The organism is Bradyrhizobium sp. SSBR45G (assembly GCF_030159255.1).
In the GTDB taxonomy this organism is placed as follows: Bacteria; Pseudomonadota; Alphaproteobacteria; order Rhizobiales; family Xanthobacteraceae; genus Bradyrhizobium.
Genome location: NZ_BSCT01000004.1, coordinates 1 through 18,925 on the forward strand (window position 1 = coordinate 1; position 18,925 = coordinate 18,925).

The window sequence follows — 18,925 nt, forward strand, 5'->3', positions numbered from 1 at the left end:
TTTTTCGCAGGCGGGCCGCAGGCGTCAGCCGACGCCTGGCCTTCCCTGCGCCCTTCGATGGAGGGGCGGTGAATGTCGGATCACTCGGGCGCGAGGGCGCGCCGCGGGAATGAACGCGCATGTTTGGACTCCGCCATTGCGAGCGCAGCGACTTGTCCGCCGTAGCTCGAAGAGCGAAGGCGGAAGCAATCCAGGGCTCCAGCAACGATTCTGGATCGCGTAGCTGCGCTCGCGATGACGGCTCCAACAAACACCGTCGTCCCGGCCAAGCACCGCCAGGACGAATGCGCTGGCGGTGCGCAGAGCCGGGATCCGTACGCCGCGGCAGACGTGTGAGGCAAAAAGCCAATGGCCGGCCTGCCTCAAACCGCTCCCTGGGGGTCTGGGTCCCGGCGTTCGCCGGGACGACAACCTCTTTTGCCGCACGACTGCGGTCCCCTGACCACTGCTGCGCGCCAAATACTCCGGTGTCGTCCCCGCGAACGCGGGGACCCATACCGCGGACGCTATCGAGGAACGTCGCTGTCAGTTGCCTGCCTCAATCCGGCCCGTGTTTCTTGATCCCGGCGTTCGCCGGGACGACAGCGGTGTTTGTTGTGGCAGCTCGGCTAGATCGGTTTCCCCGCATACGGCATCGACGCCGTCAGGCCGCCGTCGACCGGGAAGGCCTGGCCGTTGACGTAGGAGGCTTCGTCGCTGGCGAGGAACAGGGCCATGGCGGCGATCTCGTGCGGCTGGCCGGCGCGCTTCAGCGGATTGAGCTGGCCGATCTTGCCTTCGGTGCCGCGCTCCTTGGCGCCGTCGAAGATCGGCTTGGTCATGCCGGTCTCGATCAGGCCGGGACAGACCGCGTTGATGCGCACGCCGGTCCCGGACAGCGAATAGGCCGTGGTCTGCACCAGGCTGATGACACCGGCCTTGCTGGCGGCGTAGGGGTGGCCCGAGGCGCCGGACTTCAGGCCCGCGACCGAGGCGGTGCAGACGATGGCGCCGCGCTGCTGCCGGACCATGTGCGGCATCGCGTACTTCACCGCGAGGAACGGGCCGATCAGATTGATGCGCAGGATCTCCTGCCAGTGCTCGACGGTCTGGTCGGCGATCGGGATCAGGCCGCCGGAGACGCCGGCATTGGCCCAGATCACGTCGAGCTTGCCATAGGTCGCAACGGCGCGATCGATGAAGGACGACACGTCCGCTTCGGAGCCTGCGTCTGCCATCACGGCTTCCGCAATGCCGCCCTGCTGCTTGACGAGCTCGACCGTCTCCTTGACGCCCTCGCTGCGATCGACCGCGATCAGCCGCGCGCCTTCCTTCGTGAACATCAGCGCTGCGGCGCGGCCGATGCCGCTGCCGGCGCCGGTGATGATGACGGATTTGCCTTCGAGGCGGCCCATGTTTCCTCCTGCTTGTTTCGTGATCAGTTGCGTGCCGCGCAACGGAATTCAAACGCCGTTTCAAACGAGGCGCCGCCATGGGGACGACGAACTGACTTGAGACGACTGAACTCATCACGTACAGCGAGAGGCGAGCGGAGGGAAGGGTTGCGCGATGACAGCTGATGGGAACAGACCGGCGGTCGTCACCACGCGCTGGTGGTGGGTGCGTCACGCGCCGGTGCGCAGCGACGGCGGCAACATCTACGGCCAGTCCGACATTGCATGCGATACCGGTGACCGCGAGGTTTTCAAGGCGGTCGCCAAGATCCTGCCGCGTAGCGCGGTCTGGTATGCGAGCAACCTGATGCGCACGCATCAGACCGCGGAGGCGATCTGGGAGGCGGGTTTTCCGCGGCCCGCCGCCATGATCAAGGAGGCCGCCTTTGCCGAGCAGCATCTCGGCCAGTGGCAGGGCATGAACCGCGCCGCGTTCCTGGCCAGCCGTCCCGCCGGCAGCAACTGGTTCGCTGCGATTGATCAGCCGGCGCCGGGCGGCGAGAGCTATCTCGATCTTTACACCCGCGTCACCAGGGCGATCACGCGCATCACCGCCACGGAAGCGGGCCGCGACGTCATCGCGGTCGGCCATGGCGGCACCATCAAGGCTGCAGTCGGGTTGGCGCTCGGCGGCCTCGTCGAGAAGGGCCTCGCCTTCGATATCGACAACTGCTCGGTGACGCGGCTCGATCACATCGTGAGCGGCGACACCTCCACCTGGCGGCTGCCGATGGTCAATCAGCAGCCCTGGATCGCCGACGCCGCCCACGACGCGATGCACCAGCCGGCCGGGCCGGAGGTGACGACGAGCAAGCTGGCGTGAGGAGGAGGGTGAGTTGTCTGACGCGTCATTCGCAAATCCGCTCAATCCTGGTGTCTCAAGTGACGTCGCCACACGCGCGGCGCACCCTCTCCCGCAAGGGGAGAGGGCGCATTCACTGGCACCATTGAACTAACAACATCTGCTAACCAGGAGGACACACCCATGACCCTGTTCGACATGACCGGCAAGGTCGCCGTCATCACCGGATCCACCCGCGGCATCGGGCTCGCCATCGCCGAGCGCATGGCCGAGCATGGCGCCAAGGTGGTGATATCGTCGCGCAAGGCCGATGTCTGCGAGGCCGTTGCCAAGGAGCTCAACGACCGCTTCGGCGCAGGAACGGCGGCCGCGGTCGCAGCCAACATCTCCAGCAAGGAGAACCTGCAGAACCTGGTGGACGAGGCCAACCGCATCTACGGCAAGATCGACGTGCTGGTCTGCAACGCCGCCTCGAACCCGTATTACGGGCCGCTCGCGGGCATCTCCGACGATCAGTTCCGCAAGATCCTCGACAACAACATCGTCGCCAACAACTGGCTGATCAGCATGGTCGTGCCGCAGATGATCGCGCGCAAGGACGGCTCGGTCATCATCGTGTCCTCGATCGGCGGCCTCAAAGGCTCGACCATCCTCGGCGCTTACGCGATCTCGAAGGCCGCCGACATGCAGCTCGCGCGCAACCTCGCCTGCGAATACGGTCCGCACAATGTGCGCGTGAACTGCATCGCGCCCGGCCTGATCAAGACCGACTTCGCCAAGGCGCTGTGGGACAATCCGGAGAACCTCAAGGCCTCGACCGCCCGCTCGCCTCTGCTGCGCATCGGCATCCCCGACGAGATCGCCGGCGCCGCGGTGTTCCTGGGCTCGGCCGCCGGCAACTTCATGACGGGACAGACCATGGTGATCGACGGCGGCGCGACGATCAGTTGAGGTAAGCCGTGGGGGGGGCGGCGGTGCGGCCACACCCACCAGTGTCGTCCCGGCGAACGCCGGGACCCACACCGCGTGATCTGTCGAGGGACGCCACTGCCAGTTGCCTGTCACATTCCCGGCGGTGGTTATGGGTCCCGGCGTTCGCCGGGACGACAGCTGTGGTTGTTGGGACATCCCGGCAGACGATGGTCCTGCATGTGCCGGGACGGCCAGGGGGCCCTCACTCCACCGCCGCGTACACCACGTCGCGCACCAGGGTGCGCAGATAGTCGCGCTGCCCCGGGGCCTGGGCCATGAACACGCAGAACAGCTCCTCCTTCGGATCGATCCAGAAGAACGTGCCGGCAATGCCGCTCCAGAAGAAGGTGCCGGGCGAGCCGGGGAAGGGCGCGATGCCGGCCTCGCGGCGGACGGCGAAGCCGAGGCCGAAGCCGTGACCAGGCGAGAGCAGGGTGCCCATCGTCTTCACAGGCGGACCGAGATGGTCGGAGGCCATCAGCTCGAGCGTCTTGCGGCCGACCAGCCTGGTGCCGTCGAGGCTACCGTGGTTCAGCAGCATGGCGCAGAAGCGGGCGTAGTCCATGGTGGTGGCGACCAGCCCGCCGCCGCCGGATTCCATCAGCGGCTGCTCGGTCATCTTGAACAGATTGACCGCCTCGCCAGTCCAGGGGTCCTTGGCGAACGGCTCGGCGAGCCGGTGCGCGTTGGCCTCGCTCGTGAAGAAGCCGGTCTCGTTCATGCCCAGCGGGTTGAGGATGCGCGCGCTGAGGAACGCCCCGAGCGACTGGCCCGAGACGACCTCGATGATCCGTCCGAGGATGTCGGTCGAGCGGCTGTAGTTGAACTCGGCACCGGGTTGGCAGATCAGCGGCAGGCCGGCGACGATCGACGCGTGCTCGGCGTTGGTGATCTTGCGGCTGCGCACCCGCGACTGCTGGTAGAGAAGGTGCACCGGCCCGGTGCCGGTGTGCTCATACGCGAGGCCCGAGGTGTGGCGCAGCAGGTCCTGCACCGTCATCGGCTGGGCGAGCGGCACCAGCTCCAGCGTGCCGCCATTGTCGATGCCGACCTTCTGGTCGGCGAATTCCGGAATGAACTTGGCGACCGGGTCGGACAGCAGGAGATCGCCGTCCTCGGCCAGCATCATGATGCCCAGCGAGACGATCGGCTTGGTCATCGAGAAGATGCGGAAGATCGAATCGGGCCGCATCGGCGTATCCGCATCGGGCGCCTGCCGGCCGATCGCGTCGAACCAGCCGATCCGGCCGCGCCGGCCGACCAGGAGCGTCGCGCCGGGGAGGGTTCCCTTGTCGACCTCGCGCTTGAAGGCATCCGACGCCCGCTGCAGCCGCACAGCCGACAGGCCGAGCGCCTCGGGGCGGTCATCGGGCAGCGGCGGGCTCAGGGAGCGCAGCGCGCCAAAGGGCATGCTGGGGGCGGCGGTTGGCGGGGTCATGGGCTCTCCCTGGGGCAATGTTGTCGGTTTGGATCAAGTCTGGCGCGGAAGTTGTGCTCTGACCAGTCGAATTGTCCCATTGCACCCTTGCATTGGGGTGGAGGTCTATGCTTGAAAGCGCCCGAACCGGCGACGCAGTCCCGGCTCGCTAGGAGTGTAGCTCAATTGGTAGAGCACCGGTCTCCAAAACCGGGGGTTGGGAGTTCGAGCCTCTCCACTCCTGCCAGCGAGATCAAGCACTTACCGCCAAAATCGACAGAGACAATGAGGCCGGGGCCCGCGACACGCGAGCCCCGAATGCGTTTTGGCAGGTCCTTATTGTTTTACATAAGGACAGTTGCCGTCCTTGAGCGGCCGGAACACCTGGTCGCCCGGCACCTCGGCCAGCACCTTGTAATAGTCCCACGGTGCCTTCGATTCCTCGGGCTTCTTGACCTCGAACAGGAACATCGAGTGCACCATGCGGCCGTCCTCGCGCAGGACGCCGTTGTCGGTGAAGGCGTCGCGGACCGGGGTCTCGCGCATCTTGGCGAGCACCGGCTTGGTGTCGCGGGTGCCCGCGGCCTTCACGGCGTTGAGATAGTGCAGGGTGGCGCTGTAGGTCGCCGCCTGGTTCATGGTCGGCATCCGCTTCATCTTGTCGAAGAAGCGCTTGCCGAAGGCGCGGGTGCGGTCGTTGAGGTCCCAGTAATAGGCCTCGGTGATGATCAGGCCCTGCGCCAGCTTCAGGCCGAGGCTGTGGATGTCGGAGATGAACATCACGATGCCGGCGAGGTTCTGGCCGCCGGCGACGATGCCGAACTCGGCCGCCTGCTTGATGGTGTTGATGGTGTCGCCGCCGCCATTGGCCATGCCGATGATCTTGGCCTTGGAGGCCTGCGCCTGCAGCAGGAAGGACGAGAAGTCCTGGTTGTTCAGCGGATGTCTTGCGCTGCCCACCACCTTGCCGCCGGCCGCGCGCACGACGTCGCCAGTGTCGCGCTCGATCGAATGGCCGAACAGATAGTCGGCGGTGATGAAGAACCAGGTGTCACCCCCATTCTTGACGATGGCGCTGCCGACGGTGTGGGCGTTGCCGTAGGTGTCGTAGGTCCAGTGCACGGTGTAGGGCGAGCAGGATTTGCCGGTGATGTCGGAGCTTGCGGCGTCCGTCACGATCATCAGCTTCTCGAACTGCTTCGACATCTCCATGCCGGCGAGCGCGGTCGCCGAGGTCGGCATGTCGATGACCATGTCGACGCTCTCGTTCTCGTACCATTTGCGCACGATCGAGGCGGCGATGTCGGCCTTGTTCTGGGGATCGGCGCTGATCACCTCGATCGGCTTGCCGAACATGCTGCCGCCGAACTCCTCGACCGCGAGCTTGGTCGCCTCGAGATTGCCCTGGCCGCCGATGTCCGAATAGACCGACGAGAAGTCGCTGAGCACGCCGATCTTCAGCGGGGCCTGGGCGCGGGCAGGAGTGAGGGCGAATGCGGCAAGGCTGGCGACAAGGCCGACGGCGGCAAGGCGCGTCAGTCCCTTGCCCTTGGCAAAGGTCATGGGTTTCCTCCTGATTGTTCTTGTGCCCGCGAGCATGGGCGGGCGCCGCGGGACCGGCAAGAGCGGGAACCGCTGCATCACGGGCATTTCGTCGCGGCACCTGCTCAACCTGCCGTGGTGCGGAAATGGCCTGCCGCGGGACGAAAAACCGGTGTGTGGCGGGGCAGGCCGGGGGCTGCCGCTGATATGACCGGGGAGGCCCGGCCTGCCCATATCTTGACCTTTGGCCGGTCCGACAGTAGATATCGACGACCTGCAGCCGGCCCGCGACAAAAGCGGATATCCGGCGCGGCTTTTCACTCCCCGAACAAGCGAGCCCGTGGATCGGCTCATCTCTCCGACAAGAGGGTGGGCCAAGGTCGGCTGTTCGGCTTTTCCAATCAACTCTTCAATCGTCTGATGACGGACGCGGACCCCTGACGATGGCTACCAGCCCGTTCAAATTCCTGCAGGAAGTGCGCTCGGAGAGCGCCAAGGTGACCTGGCCGACGCGTCGCGAGGTCACCATCACCACGATCATGGTGTTCGTGATGGTGGCGCTGGCTTCGATCTTCTTCTTCGCCGCCGATCAGATCATCCGTTATCTCATCACCTTCGTGCTGGGCATTCACTGATGGCAACCGCAACGCAAAGCTCCGACAAGCGCTGGTACATCGTCCACGCCTATTCGAACTTCGAGAAGAAGGTCGCCGAATCGATCCGCGAGCAGGCCAAGCAGCGCAATCTCGAAGACCTGTTCGAGCAGGTGCTGGTGCCGATCGAGAAGGTCACCGAGGTGCGCCGCGGCCGCAAGATCGACGCCGAGCGCAAGTTCTTCCCCGGCTATGTGCTGGTGAAGATGAAGCTGACCGACGAGGCGTTCCATCTGATCAAGAACACGCCCAAGGTGACCGGCTTCCTCGGCGCCGAGAACAAGCCGATGCCGATCTCCGAAGGCGAGGCGATGCGCATCCTGAACCAGATGCAGGAAGGCGTGGAGCGGCCGAAATCCTCGGTGTCGTTCGAGATCGGCGAGAACGTCCGCGTCGCCGACGGCCCGTTCGCCTCGTTCTCTGGCGTGGTCGAGGAAATCGACGAGGCCCGCTCGCGCGTCAAGGTCGCGGTGTCGATCTTCGGCCGCGCCACCCCGGTCGAGCTCGAGTTCAACCAGGTCGAGAAGATCGTCGGTTAGTAGGGCCGGGGCGCCGCCTCCTGCTGCGTCCTGGGCTTTCCTTTTCGTCCGATCTCGTGTATCGGGCGCCCTTCGCTCCCCAAAAGGGGGGCGATTTCGTTCGTGGGAGGCGCGGCCGGCTTTGCCAGCCGGACAAAGCGCGCCGGACCACGGTCCCAAACCTCGCCCGACGGGTTTTGTCGCCCGGAGGGTGGTGCGTTCGCATCAGGCAAGACACGCGAACGCGTTGGAGAAGCAAAATGGCAAAGAAAGTAACCGGTTACCTGAAGCTTCAGGTCCCGGCCGGCGCGGCCAACCCGTCGCCCCCGATCGGCCCCGCGCTCGGTCAGCGCGGTCTCAACATCATGGAATTCTGCAAGGCGTTCAACGCCCAGACCCAGAAGGAAGAGAAGAACACCCCGATCCCGGTGGTCATCACCATCTATGCGGACCGGTCCTTCACCTTCGAGATGAAGACCCCGCCGATGTCCTTCTTCCTCAAGCAGGCTGCCAAGATCCAGTCGGGCTCCAAGGCCCCGGGTCGTGACAAGGCCGGCGCGGTGACCAAGGCGCAGGTGCGCGAGATCGCCGAGAAGAAGATGAAGGACCTGAATTGCGACTCGATCGAGTCGGCCATGAAGATGGTCGAGGGCTCTGCCCGTTCGATGGGTCTGGAAGTTGCGGGGTAAGGCGCCATGGCAATCGGAAAGCGTTTGAAGAAGGCCCGCGAGGGTATCGACCGCACCAAGCTCTACCCGCTCGCTGACGCGATCAAGATGATCAAGGAGCGCGCTGTCTCGAAGTTCGACGAGACCATCGAGGTCTCGATCAACCTCGGCGTCGATCCGCGCCACGCCGACCAGATGGTCCGCGGCGTCGTCATGCTGCCGAACGGCACCGGCCGTACGCTCCGCGTCGGCGTGTTCGCCCGCGGCGCCAAGGCCGATGAAGCCCGGGCCGCTGGCGCCGACGTCGTCGGTGCCGAGGACCTGGTCGAGAAGGTGCAGAACGGCACCATCGACTTCGACCGTTGTATCGCCACCCCCGACATGATGCCGCTGGTCGGCCGTCTCGGTAAGGTGCTCGGTCCGCGCGGCATGATGCCGAACCCGAAGATCGGCACCGTGACCATGGACGTCGCCGGCGCCGTCAAGGGTGCCAAGGGCGGCTCGGTCGAGTTCCGCGTCGAGAAGGCCGGCATCATCCAGGCCGGCGTCGGCAAGGCCTCGTTCGCCGAGGACAAGCTGGTCGAGAACATCAAGGCTCTGGCGGATGCGGTCGTGAAGGCCAAGCCGGCGGGCGCCAAGGGCACCTACGTCCAGCGCGTCGCCGTGTCGTCGACGATGGGCCCGGGCGTCAAGGTCGAGCCGGGCACCGTGCTCGCGTAAGGCCAGTCAGGCACAGCCAGGATAAGCGGGGCGGGATCGGGAAACTGGTCCCGCCCTTCGCATTTGCGCACGCGCAACCGCGCGCCGGGCCGCGGCAAGACAAAACGAGGCTCACCCCCGCGCGCCTTCGGATGTGCGGATCTCGGGTCGCATGCTTGGCTTGGCGGCCGCCAGCAGCTTGCCGATCTCGGGCTTGCAGGCGCCGCAGTTGGTGCCGGCCTTCAAGCGTTGGCCGATGGCGTCGACGCTCGCAGCACCGTTCTGGATCGCCGACGAAATCTGGTTACGACCAATTCCGAAACAGGAGCAGATGACGGCACCGATGTCGTCTGCGGCCGCCGATGGCTGGCCCGCGAGCAGGGCATTGCGGGCGCTCGGTGACAACAGCTGCTCGGCAAACAGCCCAATCAGCCACGACCGCGAGCCCAGCCGGTGGTCTGGCGCGACGAAGACGCATCCCTCCAGCCGACCATCCGATACGGCCGCGTAGCGGAACCGACCGGCGGCAGGGTCGCGATACGCAATCCAATCGATCTCCGGTCCGGCGATCCCAAGCTGTTCGGCGGCCCACTCGCGCCAACTGGCAGGCCGCTGGTCGAAGGCAAGCTCGAGCCGGAAACACGCACCGATCTTCCCCTGGACCCAGTACTCGTATGGCGGACGGCGGATCTCATGCCGGCTCAGGATGAAGACGTGCCAGTTCGGCGCATAGGGCTCGGCTTTCACCGGCGTATGCTTCGACTCGGGCTGGCCCGATAGCGGATCGGTCGCGGGATTAACCAGTGCGTTGACACGGCCGGCTCCGGCGAATTCCTCGTTCCAGTGCATCGGAACGAACACGCAGCCACGCCGCTGCTCGGCCGAGATCACGACGCGCGCCACCATCTTGCCCCAGGGGCTGGTAAGCCGCACCAGCGCCTCGTTCTCCAGACCGGCAAGGCGCGCATCCTCGGGATGGAATTCGGCGCAAGGCTCGAAGATGTGTGCGAGCAGCCGCGCGGATTTTCCCGTCCGCGTCATGGTGTGCCACTGATCGCGAACGCGCCCGGTGTTCAGGACCAGCGGATAGTCGCGGCTGGTGGCGTTCCGCGCCGGTCGCGGCGTGACGGCCACGAAACGGGCTCTGCGATCCCCGGTGAAGAATTGCCGGTTCTCGAACATCCGCGCCGTGCCGGTCGGAAAATCCCGCGTCACGGGCCATTGGATCGGCGCCAGCGCCTCATAGGCGCGGCTGTCGAGCGTGCTCAGCGCCGAGATGTCGAAGTCGCGCGCGCCATTGTTCTCGAAGCCGGACAGCGCCGCGTGCTCGCGAAAGATCTCGGCGGCGCTGCCATAGTCGAAACCGGCGAATCCCATCCGCTGCGCGACGTCGCAGATGATGCGCCAATCCGCGCGCGCCGAGCCTGGTGCGGGCAGGAACGCTCGCTGCCGCGAGATCCGGCGCTCCGAATTGGTCACTGTGCCGTCCTTCTCACCCCAGGCGAGCGCGGGCAGCAGGACGTCGGCGTGCCGGTTGGTGTCGGTGTCGCGCATGCAATCGGACGCGACCACGAACGCGCAGCGGTCCAGCGCGGCACGAACCCGATCGGCGTCGGGCAGGCTGACCACGGGGTTGGTCGACATGATCCAGACCGCCTTGATGCGCCCATCGGCAATCGCGTCGAACATCTCGACCGCCTTCAGCCCCGCTTTTGGCGCGACCACCGGTGACCGCCAGAATCGCTTCACCAGCTCGCGGTGCTCGGCATTCTCGATCTCGAGATGCGCGGCGAGCTGGTTGGCCAGGCCACCCACCTCGCGGCCTCCCATCGCATTGGGCTGGCCGGTCAGCGAGAACGGTCCCATGCCGGGACGGCCGATGCGGCCGGTCAGGAGATGGCAGTTGATGATCGAATTGACCTTGTCGACCCCGCTGCTCGATTGATTGATGCCCTGCGAATAGAGCGTGACGACGCGCTCCGTTTTCGCGAACCATGAAAAGAACAGCTCGACCGCGCCCTCGCTCAGCCCGCAGGCCGCCGCCGTCTCGGCGACCGTCTGCGGGCCTATGGCCTGCAGCGCCGCTTCGGCGCCGGTCGTGAAATCGCTGACGAAACCAGCGTCCGCATGGCCGCCTCGCGCGAGATAGGCGAGCAGGCCGTTGAACAACACCGCATCGCTTCCGGACCGCAGCGGCAAATGCAGGTCGGCGCCTTCGCAGGTCGCGGTCCTCCGCGGATCGATCACGACCAGACGACAGCCGGGATTGCGCGCTTTGGCCGCCAGCATGCGCTGGTGCAGCACCGGATGGCACCAGGCTGCGTTGGAGCCCACCAGGACCAGCAGGCCGGCCTGCTCCAGGTCCTCGTAGCAGCCCGGGACGGTATCGCTGCCGAACGCGCGCTTGTGGCCCGCGACGCTCGACGCCATGCATAGGCGCGAATTGGTGTCGATGTTGGCGGTGCCGACGAAGCCCTTGGCGAGCTTGTTGACGACGTAATAGTCCTCCGTCAGCAACTGCCCCGAGACATAGAATGCGACGGCATCGGGGCCGTGGTCGCGGATGATGTCGGTGAACCGGCTCGCAACGAGGTCGAGCGCCTCATCCCAGGCGGCTGGGCGCCCGTTCACGACCGGCTCGAGCAGACGTCCCCCGAGATCGATCGTTTCCGCGAGCGCCGATCCCTTGCCGCACAGCCGGCCGAGATTGGCGGGATGCTGCGGATCGCCTCGGACGCTGATGCTGCCCGAAGAATCCCGATCGGCGACGACGCCGCAACCGACGCCGCAATAGGGGCATGTCGTCCTGACGCTCATGCGATACCGTTCAGGCCGCGGCCGTCTGCTGCAGGGACAGCCACACCACGCCATCCTCGACTTTCGCGGGATAGGACGGCGTGCAGCCCTGGTCGGGTGCCACGGCCTGGCCGGTCGCGAGCTCGATGACGAAATTGTGCAGCGGGCAGGTCACGCGGCGGCCATGGACGATGCCCTGCGACAACGGGCCTTGCTTGTGCGGACAGCGATCGTCCAGCGCGAAGACCTCGTCGCCATCGGTACGGAAGACTGCGATGTTGCCGCGCGGCGTGCGCACGACGCGCGAGCCGAGGTGAGGAATATCGTCGAGAGGGCCGACTTGGAACCAGGGGGTCATGCGAGCTCCAATTCAGCCATCGGCGTAAACTCGTTGCGATCGACGCCGCGACGGGCGCGGGCCGCCCATGGATCGCTCTGCGAGAATTGCTGCGAATAGGCGAAGCGTTCAAACAGCGCCTTGCGGTTCGTGACGTCGTCGACCACCTGCTTGTGGATGTTGTCGAAGCCGACGCGGTCGCACCATTTGTACATTCGTTCCAGGTACCAGCCCTGCTCGCGATAGAGCTGGGTCAGCGCGACGATGATCTCGAGCGCCTCGTCCTCGGTCGCCGTCTTGGTCAGGAATTCCGTACCCTTGATGTGCAGGCCGGCGGCGCCGGCAAAATGGATCTCGTAGCCCGAATCCACGCAGATGACGCCGACATCCTTGCAGGTCGATTCGGCGCAATTGCGCGGGCAGCCGGAGACGGCGAGCTTGACCTTCGCAGGCGTCCACGAGCCCCACATGAACTTCTCGATCTTGATGCCGAGGCCGGTCGAGTCCTGGGTGCCGAAGCGGCACCATTCCGACCCGACGCAGGTCTTCACGGTGCGCAAACCCTTGGCGTAGGCGTGGCCGGAGACCATACCCGCCTCGTTGAGATCGGCCCATACCGCCGGAAGATCTTCCTTCTTCACGCCGAGCAGATCGATACGCTGTCCGCCGGTGACCTTGACGGTCGGGATGTTGAACTTGTCGGCGACATCGGCAATCGCGCGCAATTCGCTCGGCGTGGTCACGCCGCCCCACATCCGCGGCACCACGGAGTAGGTGCCGTCCTTCTGGATGTTGGCGTGAACGCGCTCGTTGATGAAGCGAGATTGCTGGTCGTCGCGATACTCGCCGGGCCAGGTCGCGAGCAGATAGTAGTTCAGGGCCGGCCGGCAGGAATGGCAGCCATTCGGCGTCTTCCAATCCATGAATCGCATGACATCGGGGATCGACTTCAGCTGCTGTTCGACGATCACGCGCCGGACGTCGTCATGGCTGTGGTCGGTGCAGGCACAGACCGGCTTCACCTTGGGTGCCGCGGAGTAGTCGCCGCCGAGGGTGAAGGCCAGAACCTGTTCGACCAGGCCGGTGCAGGAGCCGCATGAGGACGACGCCTTGGTGTGGGCGCGCACATCGTCGAGCGTGAACAGCTTCTTTTCGCTGATCGCCTGGACGATCGCGCCCTTGCAGACGCCGTTGCAGCCGCAGATTTCGGCGTCGTCGCTCATGGCCGCGATCGAGTTCTGTCCGCCGTGGCCGCCGTCGCCGAGATGCGCCGAGCCGAACACCAGACGTTCGCGCATGTGCGAGACGTCGGTGCCGTCGCGCATGTGCTGGAAGTACCAGGGCCCGTCGATGGTGTCACCGTACAGAACCGTGCCCACGATCTTCTTGTCGCGCAGAATGATCCGCTTGTAGACGCCGCGATTGGCGTCCTGCAGAACGATCTCCTCCTTGTCGGGTCCCGGCGCAAAGTCGCCGGCCGAGAACAGGTCGATCCCGGTGACTTTCAGCTTGGTCGAGACGACCGATCCGTCATAGGTGGCGAAGCCCTTCATCGCGAGATGATTGGCGCAGACCTTCGCCTGGTCGAACAGCGGCGCCACCAGACCATAGGTCTGACGGCGGTGCTGCACGCATTCGCCGACCGCGTAGATCCGACCGTCATAGGTCTGCATCGTATCCGAGACCACGATGCCTCGCTCGCAATGCAGCCCGGCCTTCTTTGCCAGTTCGATATTGGGACGAATGCCCACGGCCATCACGACGAGATCGGCGGCGACCTCGGTGCCATCGGTGAAGCGCACGCCGCTGACGTGGGTCTCTCCGAGGATGGTCTGCGTCTGCGCCGGCATCTTGAACTCCAGCCCGCGCTCCTCCAGCGACTTGCGCAGCATGCCGCCGGCAACCGGATCGAGCTGCCGCTCCATCAGCGTATCGAGAAGATGCACGACGGTGACCTTCATGCCGCGCTTCATCAGGCCGTTGGCGGCCTCGAGGCCGAGCAGGCCGCCGCCGATCACCACCGCATGGCGATGTTGCGTCGAGGCTTCGACCATGTGCTCGACGTCTTTGATATCGCGGAAGCCGATGACGCCGGGCAGGGCGGCGCCGGGGACCGGGAGAACGATCGGGTTCGAGCCGGTCGCGATCAGCAACCGATCATACGGATAGCGTTCGCCCTGTTCGGTGACGACCTCACAGGTACGGCGATCGATCATGGTGACCGTCTCGCCCTGGTGCAGGGTGATCTGGTTGTCCGCGTACCATTGCTCGGTGTTCAGGATGATGTCGTCGACGGTCTTCTCGCCCGCGAGCACCGGCGACAGCAGGATGCGGTTGTAGTTGCCGTAGGGCTCAGCACCGAAAACGCTGATGTCGTAGAGATCAGGTGCGCGCTCGAGCAGCGCCTCCACCGTGCGAATGCCGGCCATGCCGTTGCCGATCACCACCAGCTTCTGCTTGATCGTCTTGTCGAGCATGGTCTGCCTTTCGAATGCCAACGACATCCAGCGGCGACGCGAACGGGCGTCGGCCCATCGGTCGCTTTGGTCATGTTTGAAATTTGGGGGGAGGCCCAACTGCGGGCAGAGCTGATCGTCGCCAATGACGATCGCGAGCCGGTAATTCAAATCTTGTGCCATTCATGTCGGCGACGGAAATCGTAATAATTCAAGGGGGCGAGCCGTGGCTTGCGCGATGTTTGGTGGCGCCGGCGCTCAAATAGTAGCCGCGGACCGATCAGATTATGTGCATGATCAGCGGGAGACGCGGCTGTCGATCGGCGATCGCGCCGGCTTTGGCGGGCGCTCAAAAAGCCATCAGTTTGCGCGCGGTCTAGGCGGGCTTTGCGTTCATGTTGAGCATCGGCGAGTTTGCCGAACCGGCGCTCGAAGTCTCAAGCGCCGGTACGCGTTGGGAAAAACCTGAGTTGCCAAAGTTGGTGCGAAACTTGCTCGAAGGCGAGCAGCATCGGGCGTATCTCAACGACGAGACCGCCGCTCAGCTCACCCGACAATTTGTCCCCCTTTACGCAGCTCCTACCGAGCCTGCTCGCGCGCGCCTGCGTCACGAGGTTTGAGACCATGAAGCTCGACGACTTCAAGAAGGCCGGTCATTGGCCGACACTGCTGGCTGCTTTCCTCTATTTCGACATCAGCTTCATGGCCTGGGTCGCACTTGGACCGCTGATCGTCTACGTCGCCCGCGACATGAACCTTGCGGTCAACGAAAAATTCACGCTGGTCGCGATTCCCGTGTTGGCGGGCGCGCTGCTGCGCGTCCCCATGGGCATTCTGGCCGACATCATCGGCGCCAAGCGCACGGGCGTGATGGCGCAGCTGGTGGTCATGACGGCGACTGCGTGCGTCGCCTATTTCGGACTCCCCAGCAAGCTGGCAGTTGAGCTCTTCGGCATCGTGCTCGGCATTGGCGGCGCCTCGTTTGCCGTCGCGCTGCCTCAGGCCAGCCGCTGGTATCCGCCGCAGTATCAGGGCATCGTGATGGGGATCGCAGGGGCCGGAAACATGGGCGTCGTGCTCGACACGCTGCTCGCTCCGACGATCGCCGAACATTGGGGCTGGCAGGCTGTTTTCGGGGTGCTGCTCATCCCTATGGTCATGGTCCTGATCTACTACATCCTTGCTGCGAAGGATGCGCCCGGTGAACGCAAGCCGATCTCGCTCAAAGCCTATGGCGGCCTGCTGCGCGATCCCGACAGCCGCTGGTTCATGTTCTTCTACTTCATCACCTTCGGCGGCTTCGTCGGCCTCGCTAACGCCCTGCCGCTGTACTTCTCGGTGCAGTACCATGTCTCCGGAGTGGCGGCCGGATTGCTGGTGGCTTTGATTGTCGCTTTCGGCTCCGGTTTCCGTCCGGTCGGCGGATTGATTGCGGACCGGATCGGTGGCATCCGGTCGCTTTCGATCCTCTTCGGCATCGTCGTCGCCGCCTATGTCGTGATTGCCTTCATGCCGGAAGGGCCGGCTGCGCCGGCCCAGGCGGGCTGGTCGCTGACGGACATGCCACGCATTGCGTGGATTTCCGTGCTGTTGTTCTCGATCGGCGTGCTCGCTCTCGGGATGGGCAATGGCGCGGTGTTCCAGCTCATTCCGCTGCGCTTCCGCCACGAGATCGGCCTGATGACCGGCCTCGTCGGCTGTGCAGGCGGCATCGGCGGGTTCTTCCTCGCCCAGGCGCTCGGCACGGCCAAGGGCATGACCGGCGGATTCGGCGCTGGCTTCCTCTTCTTTGGTCTGCTGGCATTGCTCGGCTTCGTCGGACTTGCCATGGTCAAGGTCCGTTGGCGCACCACCTGGGGCGCCGTTTCCGGCGCGCGCGTCTGACCCGACGCGCCGTCGCTCCATAGGCAAGGTGTTCAGGCGTGGCCGGCGCGCATCGCAATCTTCAGGTTCGCGTTGGCTTCGCCAGCGAGACCGGCAAGCGGCCGAACAATGAGGATTATGTCGGTGCCCGCCTCGGCCTGCAGGGGGCGACGGATCGCGATATCGTTGCCGCCGTCGCCGACGGCGTCGGCGGCCACAAGGGTGGGCGTGAGGCGGCGGAGCTCGCCGTCCGCGGCTTTATCGACGCCTATGATTCTCTGCCCGAGACGGCGGGCGTGCGAAGCCGTGCCGCGCGTGCGCTGGAAGCGATCAATAGCTGGATTCATGCGCAGGGCCGCGTCGACCCCGCGTTGCATGGAATGAGCTGCGCCTTCTCCGCGGTGGTGCTGTCGCGGCGAACCTGCCACGTCGTCCACGTCGGGGACACTCGCGTCTACCGCCTGAGCGAAGGGCGCCTCGAGCGTCTGACGACCGACCATGTCGCGGGCCGCGCTGACCTTGCCCACATCCTCAACCGAGGCATCGGTTTCGAGCAGTTCGCCCGCTTCGACTACACGACGATCGGCATGCGTCAGCACGACCGATTTCTGATCTGCAGCGACGGGATCCACGGCATCCTGCCGGATTCGCGCCTTCAGGAGATCCTGGCCGAGCGGACTCCCCCGGAGGATTCCGCGCGGGGAATCGTCGCCGCCGCCCTTGCGGCCGGCAGCAACGACAATTCGACGGCGCTGGTGCTCGACGTCGTCGATCTTCCGCCGGCTGACCGCGACGAGCTCACCGGTTCGATCTCGTCCCTGCCGATCGGCGAGCTGCCTTCGCCCGGTGACGTGATCGACGGATTCCAGCTCGGCGATATCCTTTCGGATGGCCGCTACAGCCGGCTGTTCAAGGCGATCGATGCGGGGCAGGGCGACCGGGAGGTCGTCTTGAAATTTCCGCATCCGCGCATCGCGAGCGAAGGTTCGTTCCGCCTGGCGTTCATTCGTGAAGCCTGGGTCGCCGCACGCGTGCGCAGCATCTGGATCGGCGAGATCATCGAGCTTCCCCTCGAGCGCCAGACCCGGCTCTATTCAGCGATGCCGTTCTACGCGGGGGAGACGCTCGAGCAGCGTCTGAACCGGCCGCCACGATTGTCGCTCGCCGAGGGCACCGCGATTGCGACCAAGCTCGTGCGCGCGGTGGTGGCGCTGCACCGGGCCGGCATCATCCATCGCGACATCAAGCCGGACAACGTGATCCTGCTCGAGAACGGCGGCTTGCGCCTGATCGATCTTGGGGTCGCGCGCGTGCCGCGGTTCGAGGACTTTCCGGCCGAGGACATTCCGGGCACCCCGAGCTACATGGCTCCGGAGCTGTTTGCCGGCAAGCCGGGCGACGAAGCGTCCGACCTCTTCGCCCTCGGCGTCACCGTCTACCGCATGTTCACGCGCTCTTATCCGTTCGGCGAAATCGAGCCGTTCTCGCGCCCGCGCTTCGGCAAGCCGGTGCCGATCTCGCGCTACCGGCCGGAACTGCCGGCCTGGCTCGACGCCGTGATCGGAAAGGCGTTGAACGTCGATCCCGCGCAGCGCTACGCTGATGCCATCGAATTCGCGCATGAGTTGGAGAACGGCGCATCATGGGCAGGTCCGGCGATCGCCAGGCGTCGCTCGCTTCACGACCGCAACCCGCTGTTGTTCTGGAGGATGCTCTGCGCGCTTCAATTCATCATCATCGTCATTCTGGCGAGCATGCTGACGCGACATTGATCGGGCGACGTACGACCGCCCAAATAGGTATTCGCGATGCCCGACAAGGTCCTGATCTATTCCCGCCTGCCGAAGTCATTGACCCAGCGCTTCGCCGACCGCTTCGAGCTGCTCGACGGTGGCGGCAAGCCGGCGCACGAGGTGTTTCCGGCGGACGAGGTCGCGCAGATCCGGGCTCTGATCACGGCCGGCGGGACGCCGCTGGGAGCTGACGACATGGACCGGCTGCCGGCGCTCGGGGCCATCGTCTGCTATGGCACCGGCTATGACGGCGTCGACCTCAAGGCGGCCGCGGCGCGCAACATTGCGGTGGGCCACAGTCCCGGCGCCAATGCCGCGGCGGTGGCGGATGTCGCACTCATGCTGATGCTGGCGAGCACGCGGCGGCTGATGGTCGCCGACGCTTACGTCCGCAATGGTGGATGGGCCGGGGCAAAACCGTCGCCGCTGATGAAGCCGCCGCCGAATCTCGCCGGCTGCAAGGTCGGCGTCTACGGCATGGGCGAGATCGGCCGCAAGATCGCCGCCCGCGTTGCCGCGTTCGAGACCGAGATCGGCTATTTCAACCGCACCCGCTACGACGACCTGCCGTATCAATCTTTCCCGAGCCTCGATGCGCTCGCGCAATGGTGCACCGTGCTGATGATCGCGGTCCGCGCCGGTGCCGAGACCACGCATGTGGTCAATGCCGACCTGCTGAAGAAGCTGGGTCCGGACGGTCATGTCGTCAACATCTCGCGCGGCTCGGTCATCGACGAGCGGGCGCTCGTCGCCGCGTTGAAGGACGGCACCATCGCCGGCGCCGGCCTCGACGTGTTCGAGATTGAACCTCATGCACCGGATGAACTGACGTCGCTGCCGAACGTGGTGGTGACGCCGCATATCGGCGGCAACACCAGGGAGTCGCACGTCGCGATGCAGGCCTGCGTGGTGGCCAATCTCACGGCGTTCTTCGCCGGTGAGAAGCTGCCGTATCAGGTGAAGTAGCCCGCATGAG

The 18,925-nt window shown here is 65.4% G+C and carries 15 protein-coding genes and 1 tRNA gene; 10 read left to right on the forward strand and 6 right to left on the reverse strand.

The genetic code is table 11. From position 1 onward, the window contains the following. Positions 1-608: 608 nt before the first annotated feature. A complete protein-coding gene (locus tag QQL87_RS06545; protein ID WP_284423104.1) occupies positions 609-1,394 on the reverse strand; it encodes an SDR family NAD(P)-dependent oxidoreductase in 786 nt (261 codons plus the stop codon). Between the two features lie 154 nt (positions 1,395-1,548). Between QQL87_RS06545 and QQL87_RS06550 the strand changes: the two genes are divergently transcribed. Next, a complete protein-coding gene (locus QQL87_RS06550; protein ID WP_284423105.1) occupies positions 1,549-2,256 on the forward strand; it encodes a histidine phosphatase family protein in 708 nt (235 codons plus the stop codon). Positions 2,257-2,418: 162 nt separating this feature from the next. Then, the gene (locus QQL87_RS06555) at positions 2,419-3,186 is read left to right on the forward strand and encodes an SDR family NAD(P)-dependent oxidoreductase (RefSeq protein ID WP_284423106.1); all 768 of its coding nucleotides are present in this window, start codon (positions 2,419-2,421) and stop codon (positions 3,184-3,186) included. 223 nt (positions 3,187-3,409) lie between these two features. Here QQL87_RS06555 and QQL87_RS06560 read toward each other — a convergent pair whose 3' ends face one another. Continuing rightward, the gene (locus QQL87_RS06560; RefSeq protein WP_284423107.1) at positions 3,410-4,645 is read right to left on the reverse strand and encodes a serine hydrolase domain-containing protein; all 1,236 of its coding nucleotides are present in this window, start codon (positions 4,643-4,645) and stop codon (positions 3,410-3,412) included. A 150-nt stretch (positions 4,646-4,795) separates the two neighbouring features. On the opposite strand from QQL87_RS06560, the gene QQL87_RS06565 reads away from it, so the two are divergent. Then, a tRNA-Trp gene (locus QQL87_RS06565) sits at positions 4,796-4,871 on the forward strand. Between the two features lie 89 nt (positions 4,872-4,960). Here the strand turns inward: QQL87_RS06565 and QQL87_RS06570 are convergent. Next, the gene (locus QQL87_RS06570) at positions 4,961-6,187 is read right to left on the reverse strand and encodes an ABC transporter substrate-binding protein (RefSeq protein ID WP_284423108.1); all 1,227 of its coding nucleotides are present in this window, start codon (positions 6,185-6,187) and stop codon (positions 4,961-4,963) included. 422 nt (positions 6,188-6,609) lie between these two features. On the opposite strand from QQL87_RS06570, the gene secE reads away from it, so the two are divergent. The 4 genes from secE (at position 6,610) to rplA (ending at position 8,725) form a co-directional block, all read left to right on the forward strand. Beyond that, positions 6,610-6,801, forward strand: coding sequence for a preprotein translocase subunit SecE (gene secE / locus QQL87_RS06575; RefSeq protein ID WP_284423109.1), 192 nt, complete (start codon positions 6,610-6,612; stop codon positions 6,799-6,801). Next, positions 6,801-7,358: a transcription termination/antitermination protein NusG gene (gene nusG / locus QQL87_RS06580; RefSeq protein WP_284423110.1), complete on the forward strand. Its 558-nt coding sequence runs from the start codon at positions 6,801-6,803 to the stop codon at positions 7,356-7,358. The genes secE and nusG overlap by 1 nt, the downstream gene beginning before the upstream one ends. A gap of 239 nt (positions 7,359-7,597) precedes the next feature. Further along, positions 7,598-8,026 (forward strand): 50S ribosomal protein L11, encoded by a 429-nt coding sequence (rplK, locus tag QQL87_RS06585; protein WP_007602986.1) that lies wholly within the window; start codon positions 7,598-7,600, stop codon positions 8,024-8,026. 6 nt (positions 8,027-8,032) lie between these two features. Then, complete coding sequence (gene rplA / locus QQL87_RS06590) at positions 8,033-8,725, forward strand: 50S ribosomal protein L1 (protein ID WP_284423111.1); 693 nt, start codon at positions 8,033-8,035, stop codon at positions 8,723-8,725. A gap of 111 nt (positions 8,726-8,836) precedes the next feature. On the opposite strand, the gene QQL87_RS06595 is transcribed toward rplA, so the two are convergent. Genes QQL87_RS06595 through nirB form a run of 3 tightly spaced genes read right to left on the reverse strand, consistent with a single transcriptional unit; the run spans position 8,837 to position 14,299 of the window. Further along, positions 8,837-11,521: a nitrate reductase gene (locus QQL87_RS06595; protein ID WP_284423112.1), complete on the reverse strand. Its 2,685-nt coding sequence runs from the start codon at positions 11,519-11,521 to the stop codon at positions 8,837-8,839. 10 nt (positions 11,522-11,531) lie between these two features. Further along, positions 11,532-11,858 (reverse strand): nitrite reductase small subunit NirD, encoded by a 327-nt coding sequence (nirD, locus tag QQL87_RS06600; RefSeq protein WP_284423113.1) that lies wholly within the window; start codon positions 11,856-11,858, stop codon positions 11,532-11,534. Continuing rightward, entirely contained in the window at positions 11,855-14,299 is a 2,445-nt protein-coding gene (gene nirB, locus QQL87_RS06605) for a nitrite reductase large subunit NirB (RefSeq protein WP_284423147.1), read from the reverse strand. Before nirB ends, nirD begins: the two co-directional genes overlap by 4 nt. Before the next feature lie 408 nt (positions 14,300-14,707). Here nirB and QQL87_RS06610 point away from each other — a divergent pair, with 408 nt between their 5' ends. Genes QQL87_RS06610 through QQL87_RS06620 form a run of 3 tightly spaced genes read left to right on the forward strand, consistent with a single transcriptional unit; the run spans position 14,708 to position 18,915 of the window. Beyond that, a complete protein-coding gene (locus QQL87_RS06610) occupies positions 14,708-16,177 on the forward strand; it encodes a nitrate/nitrite transporter (protein ID WP_349817307.1) in 1,470 nt (489 codons plus the stop codon). A 38-nt stretch (positions 16,178-16,215) separates the two neighbouring features. Next, positions 16,216-17,928 carry a bifunctional protein-serine/threonine kinase/phosphatase gene (locus QQL87_RS06615; protein WP_284423114.1) on the forward strand — a complete coding sequence of 571 codons (1,713 nt, stop codon included), beginning with the start codon at positions 16,216-16,218 and terminating at the stop codon, positions 17,926-17,928. 36 nt (positions 17,929-17,964) lie between these two features. Beyond that, a complete protein-coding gene (locus tag QQL87_RS06620; RefSeq protein WP_284423115.1) occupies positions 17,965-18,915 on the forward strand; it encodes a 2-hydroxyacid dehydrogenase in 951 nt (316 codons plus the stop codon). The last annotated feature ends 10 nt before the right edge of the window (positions 18,916-18,925 follow it).

Bases quoted from the DNA above. Each gene is read 5' to 3' on its own strand.
- rplK (WP_007602986.1), top strand. From the start codon at position 7,598: ATGGCAAAGAAAGTAACCGGTTACCTGAAGCTTCAGGTCCCGGCCGGC.
- secE (WP_284423109.1), top strand. From the start codon at position 6,610: ATGGCTACCAGCCCGTTCAAATTCCTGCAGGAAGTGCGCTCGGAGAGC.
- QQL87_RS06595 (WP_284423112.1), bottom strand. From the start codon at position 11,521: ATGAGCGTCAGGACGACATGCCCCTATTGCGGCGTCGGTTGCGGCGTC.
- QQL87_RS06545 (WP_284423104.1), bottom strand. From the start codon at position 1,394: ATGGGCCGCCTCGAAGGCAAATCCGTCATCATCACCGGCGCCGGCAGC.
- QQL87_RS06555 (WP_284423106.1), top strand. From the start codon at position 2,419: ATGACCCTGTTCGACATGACCGGCAAGGTCGCCGTCATCACCGGATCC.
- nusG (WP_284423110.1), top strand. From the start codon at position 6,801: ATGGCAACCGCAACGCAAAGCTCCGACAAGCGCTGGTACATCGTCCAC.
- nirD (WP_284423113.1), bottom strand. From the start codon at position 11,858: ATGACCCCCTGGTTCCAAGTCGGCCCTCTCGACGATATTCCTCACCTC.
- QQL87_RS06570 (WP_284423108.1), bottom strand. From the start codon at position 6,187: ATGACCTTTGCCAAGGGCAAGGGACTGACGCGCCTTGCCGCCGTCGGC.
- QQL87_RS06620 (WP_284423115.1), top strand. From the start codon at position 17,965: ATGCCCGACAAGGTCCTGATCTATTCCCGCCTGCCGAAGTCATTGACC.
- QQL87_RS06560 (WP_284423107.1), bottom strand. From the start codon at position 4,645: ATGACCCCGCCAACCGCCGCCCCCAGCATGCCCTTTGGCGCGCTGCGC.
- QQL87_RS06550 (WP_284423105.1), top strand. From the start codon at position 1,549: ATGACAGCTGATGGGAACAGACCGGCGGTCGTCACCACGCGCTGGTGG.
- rplA (WP_284423111.1), top strand. From the start codon at position 8,033: ATGGCAATCGGAAAGCGTTTGAAGAAGGCCCGCGAGGGTATCGACCGC.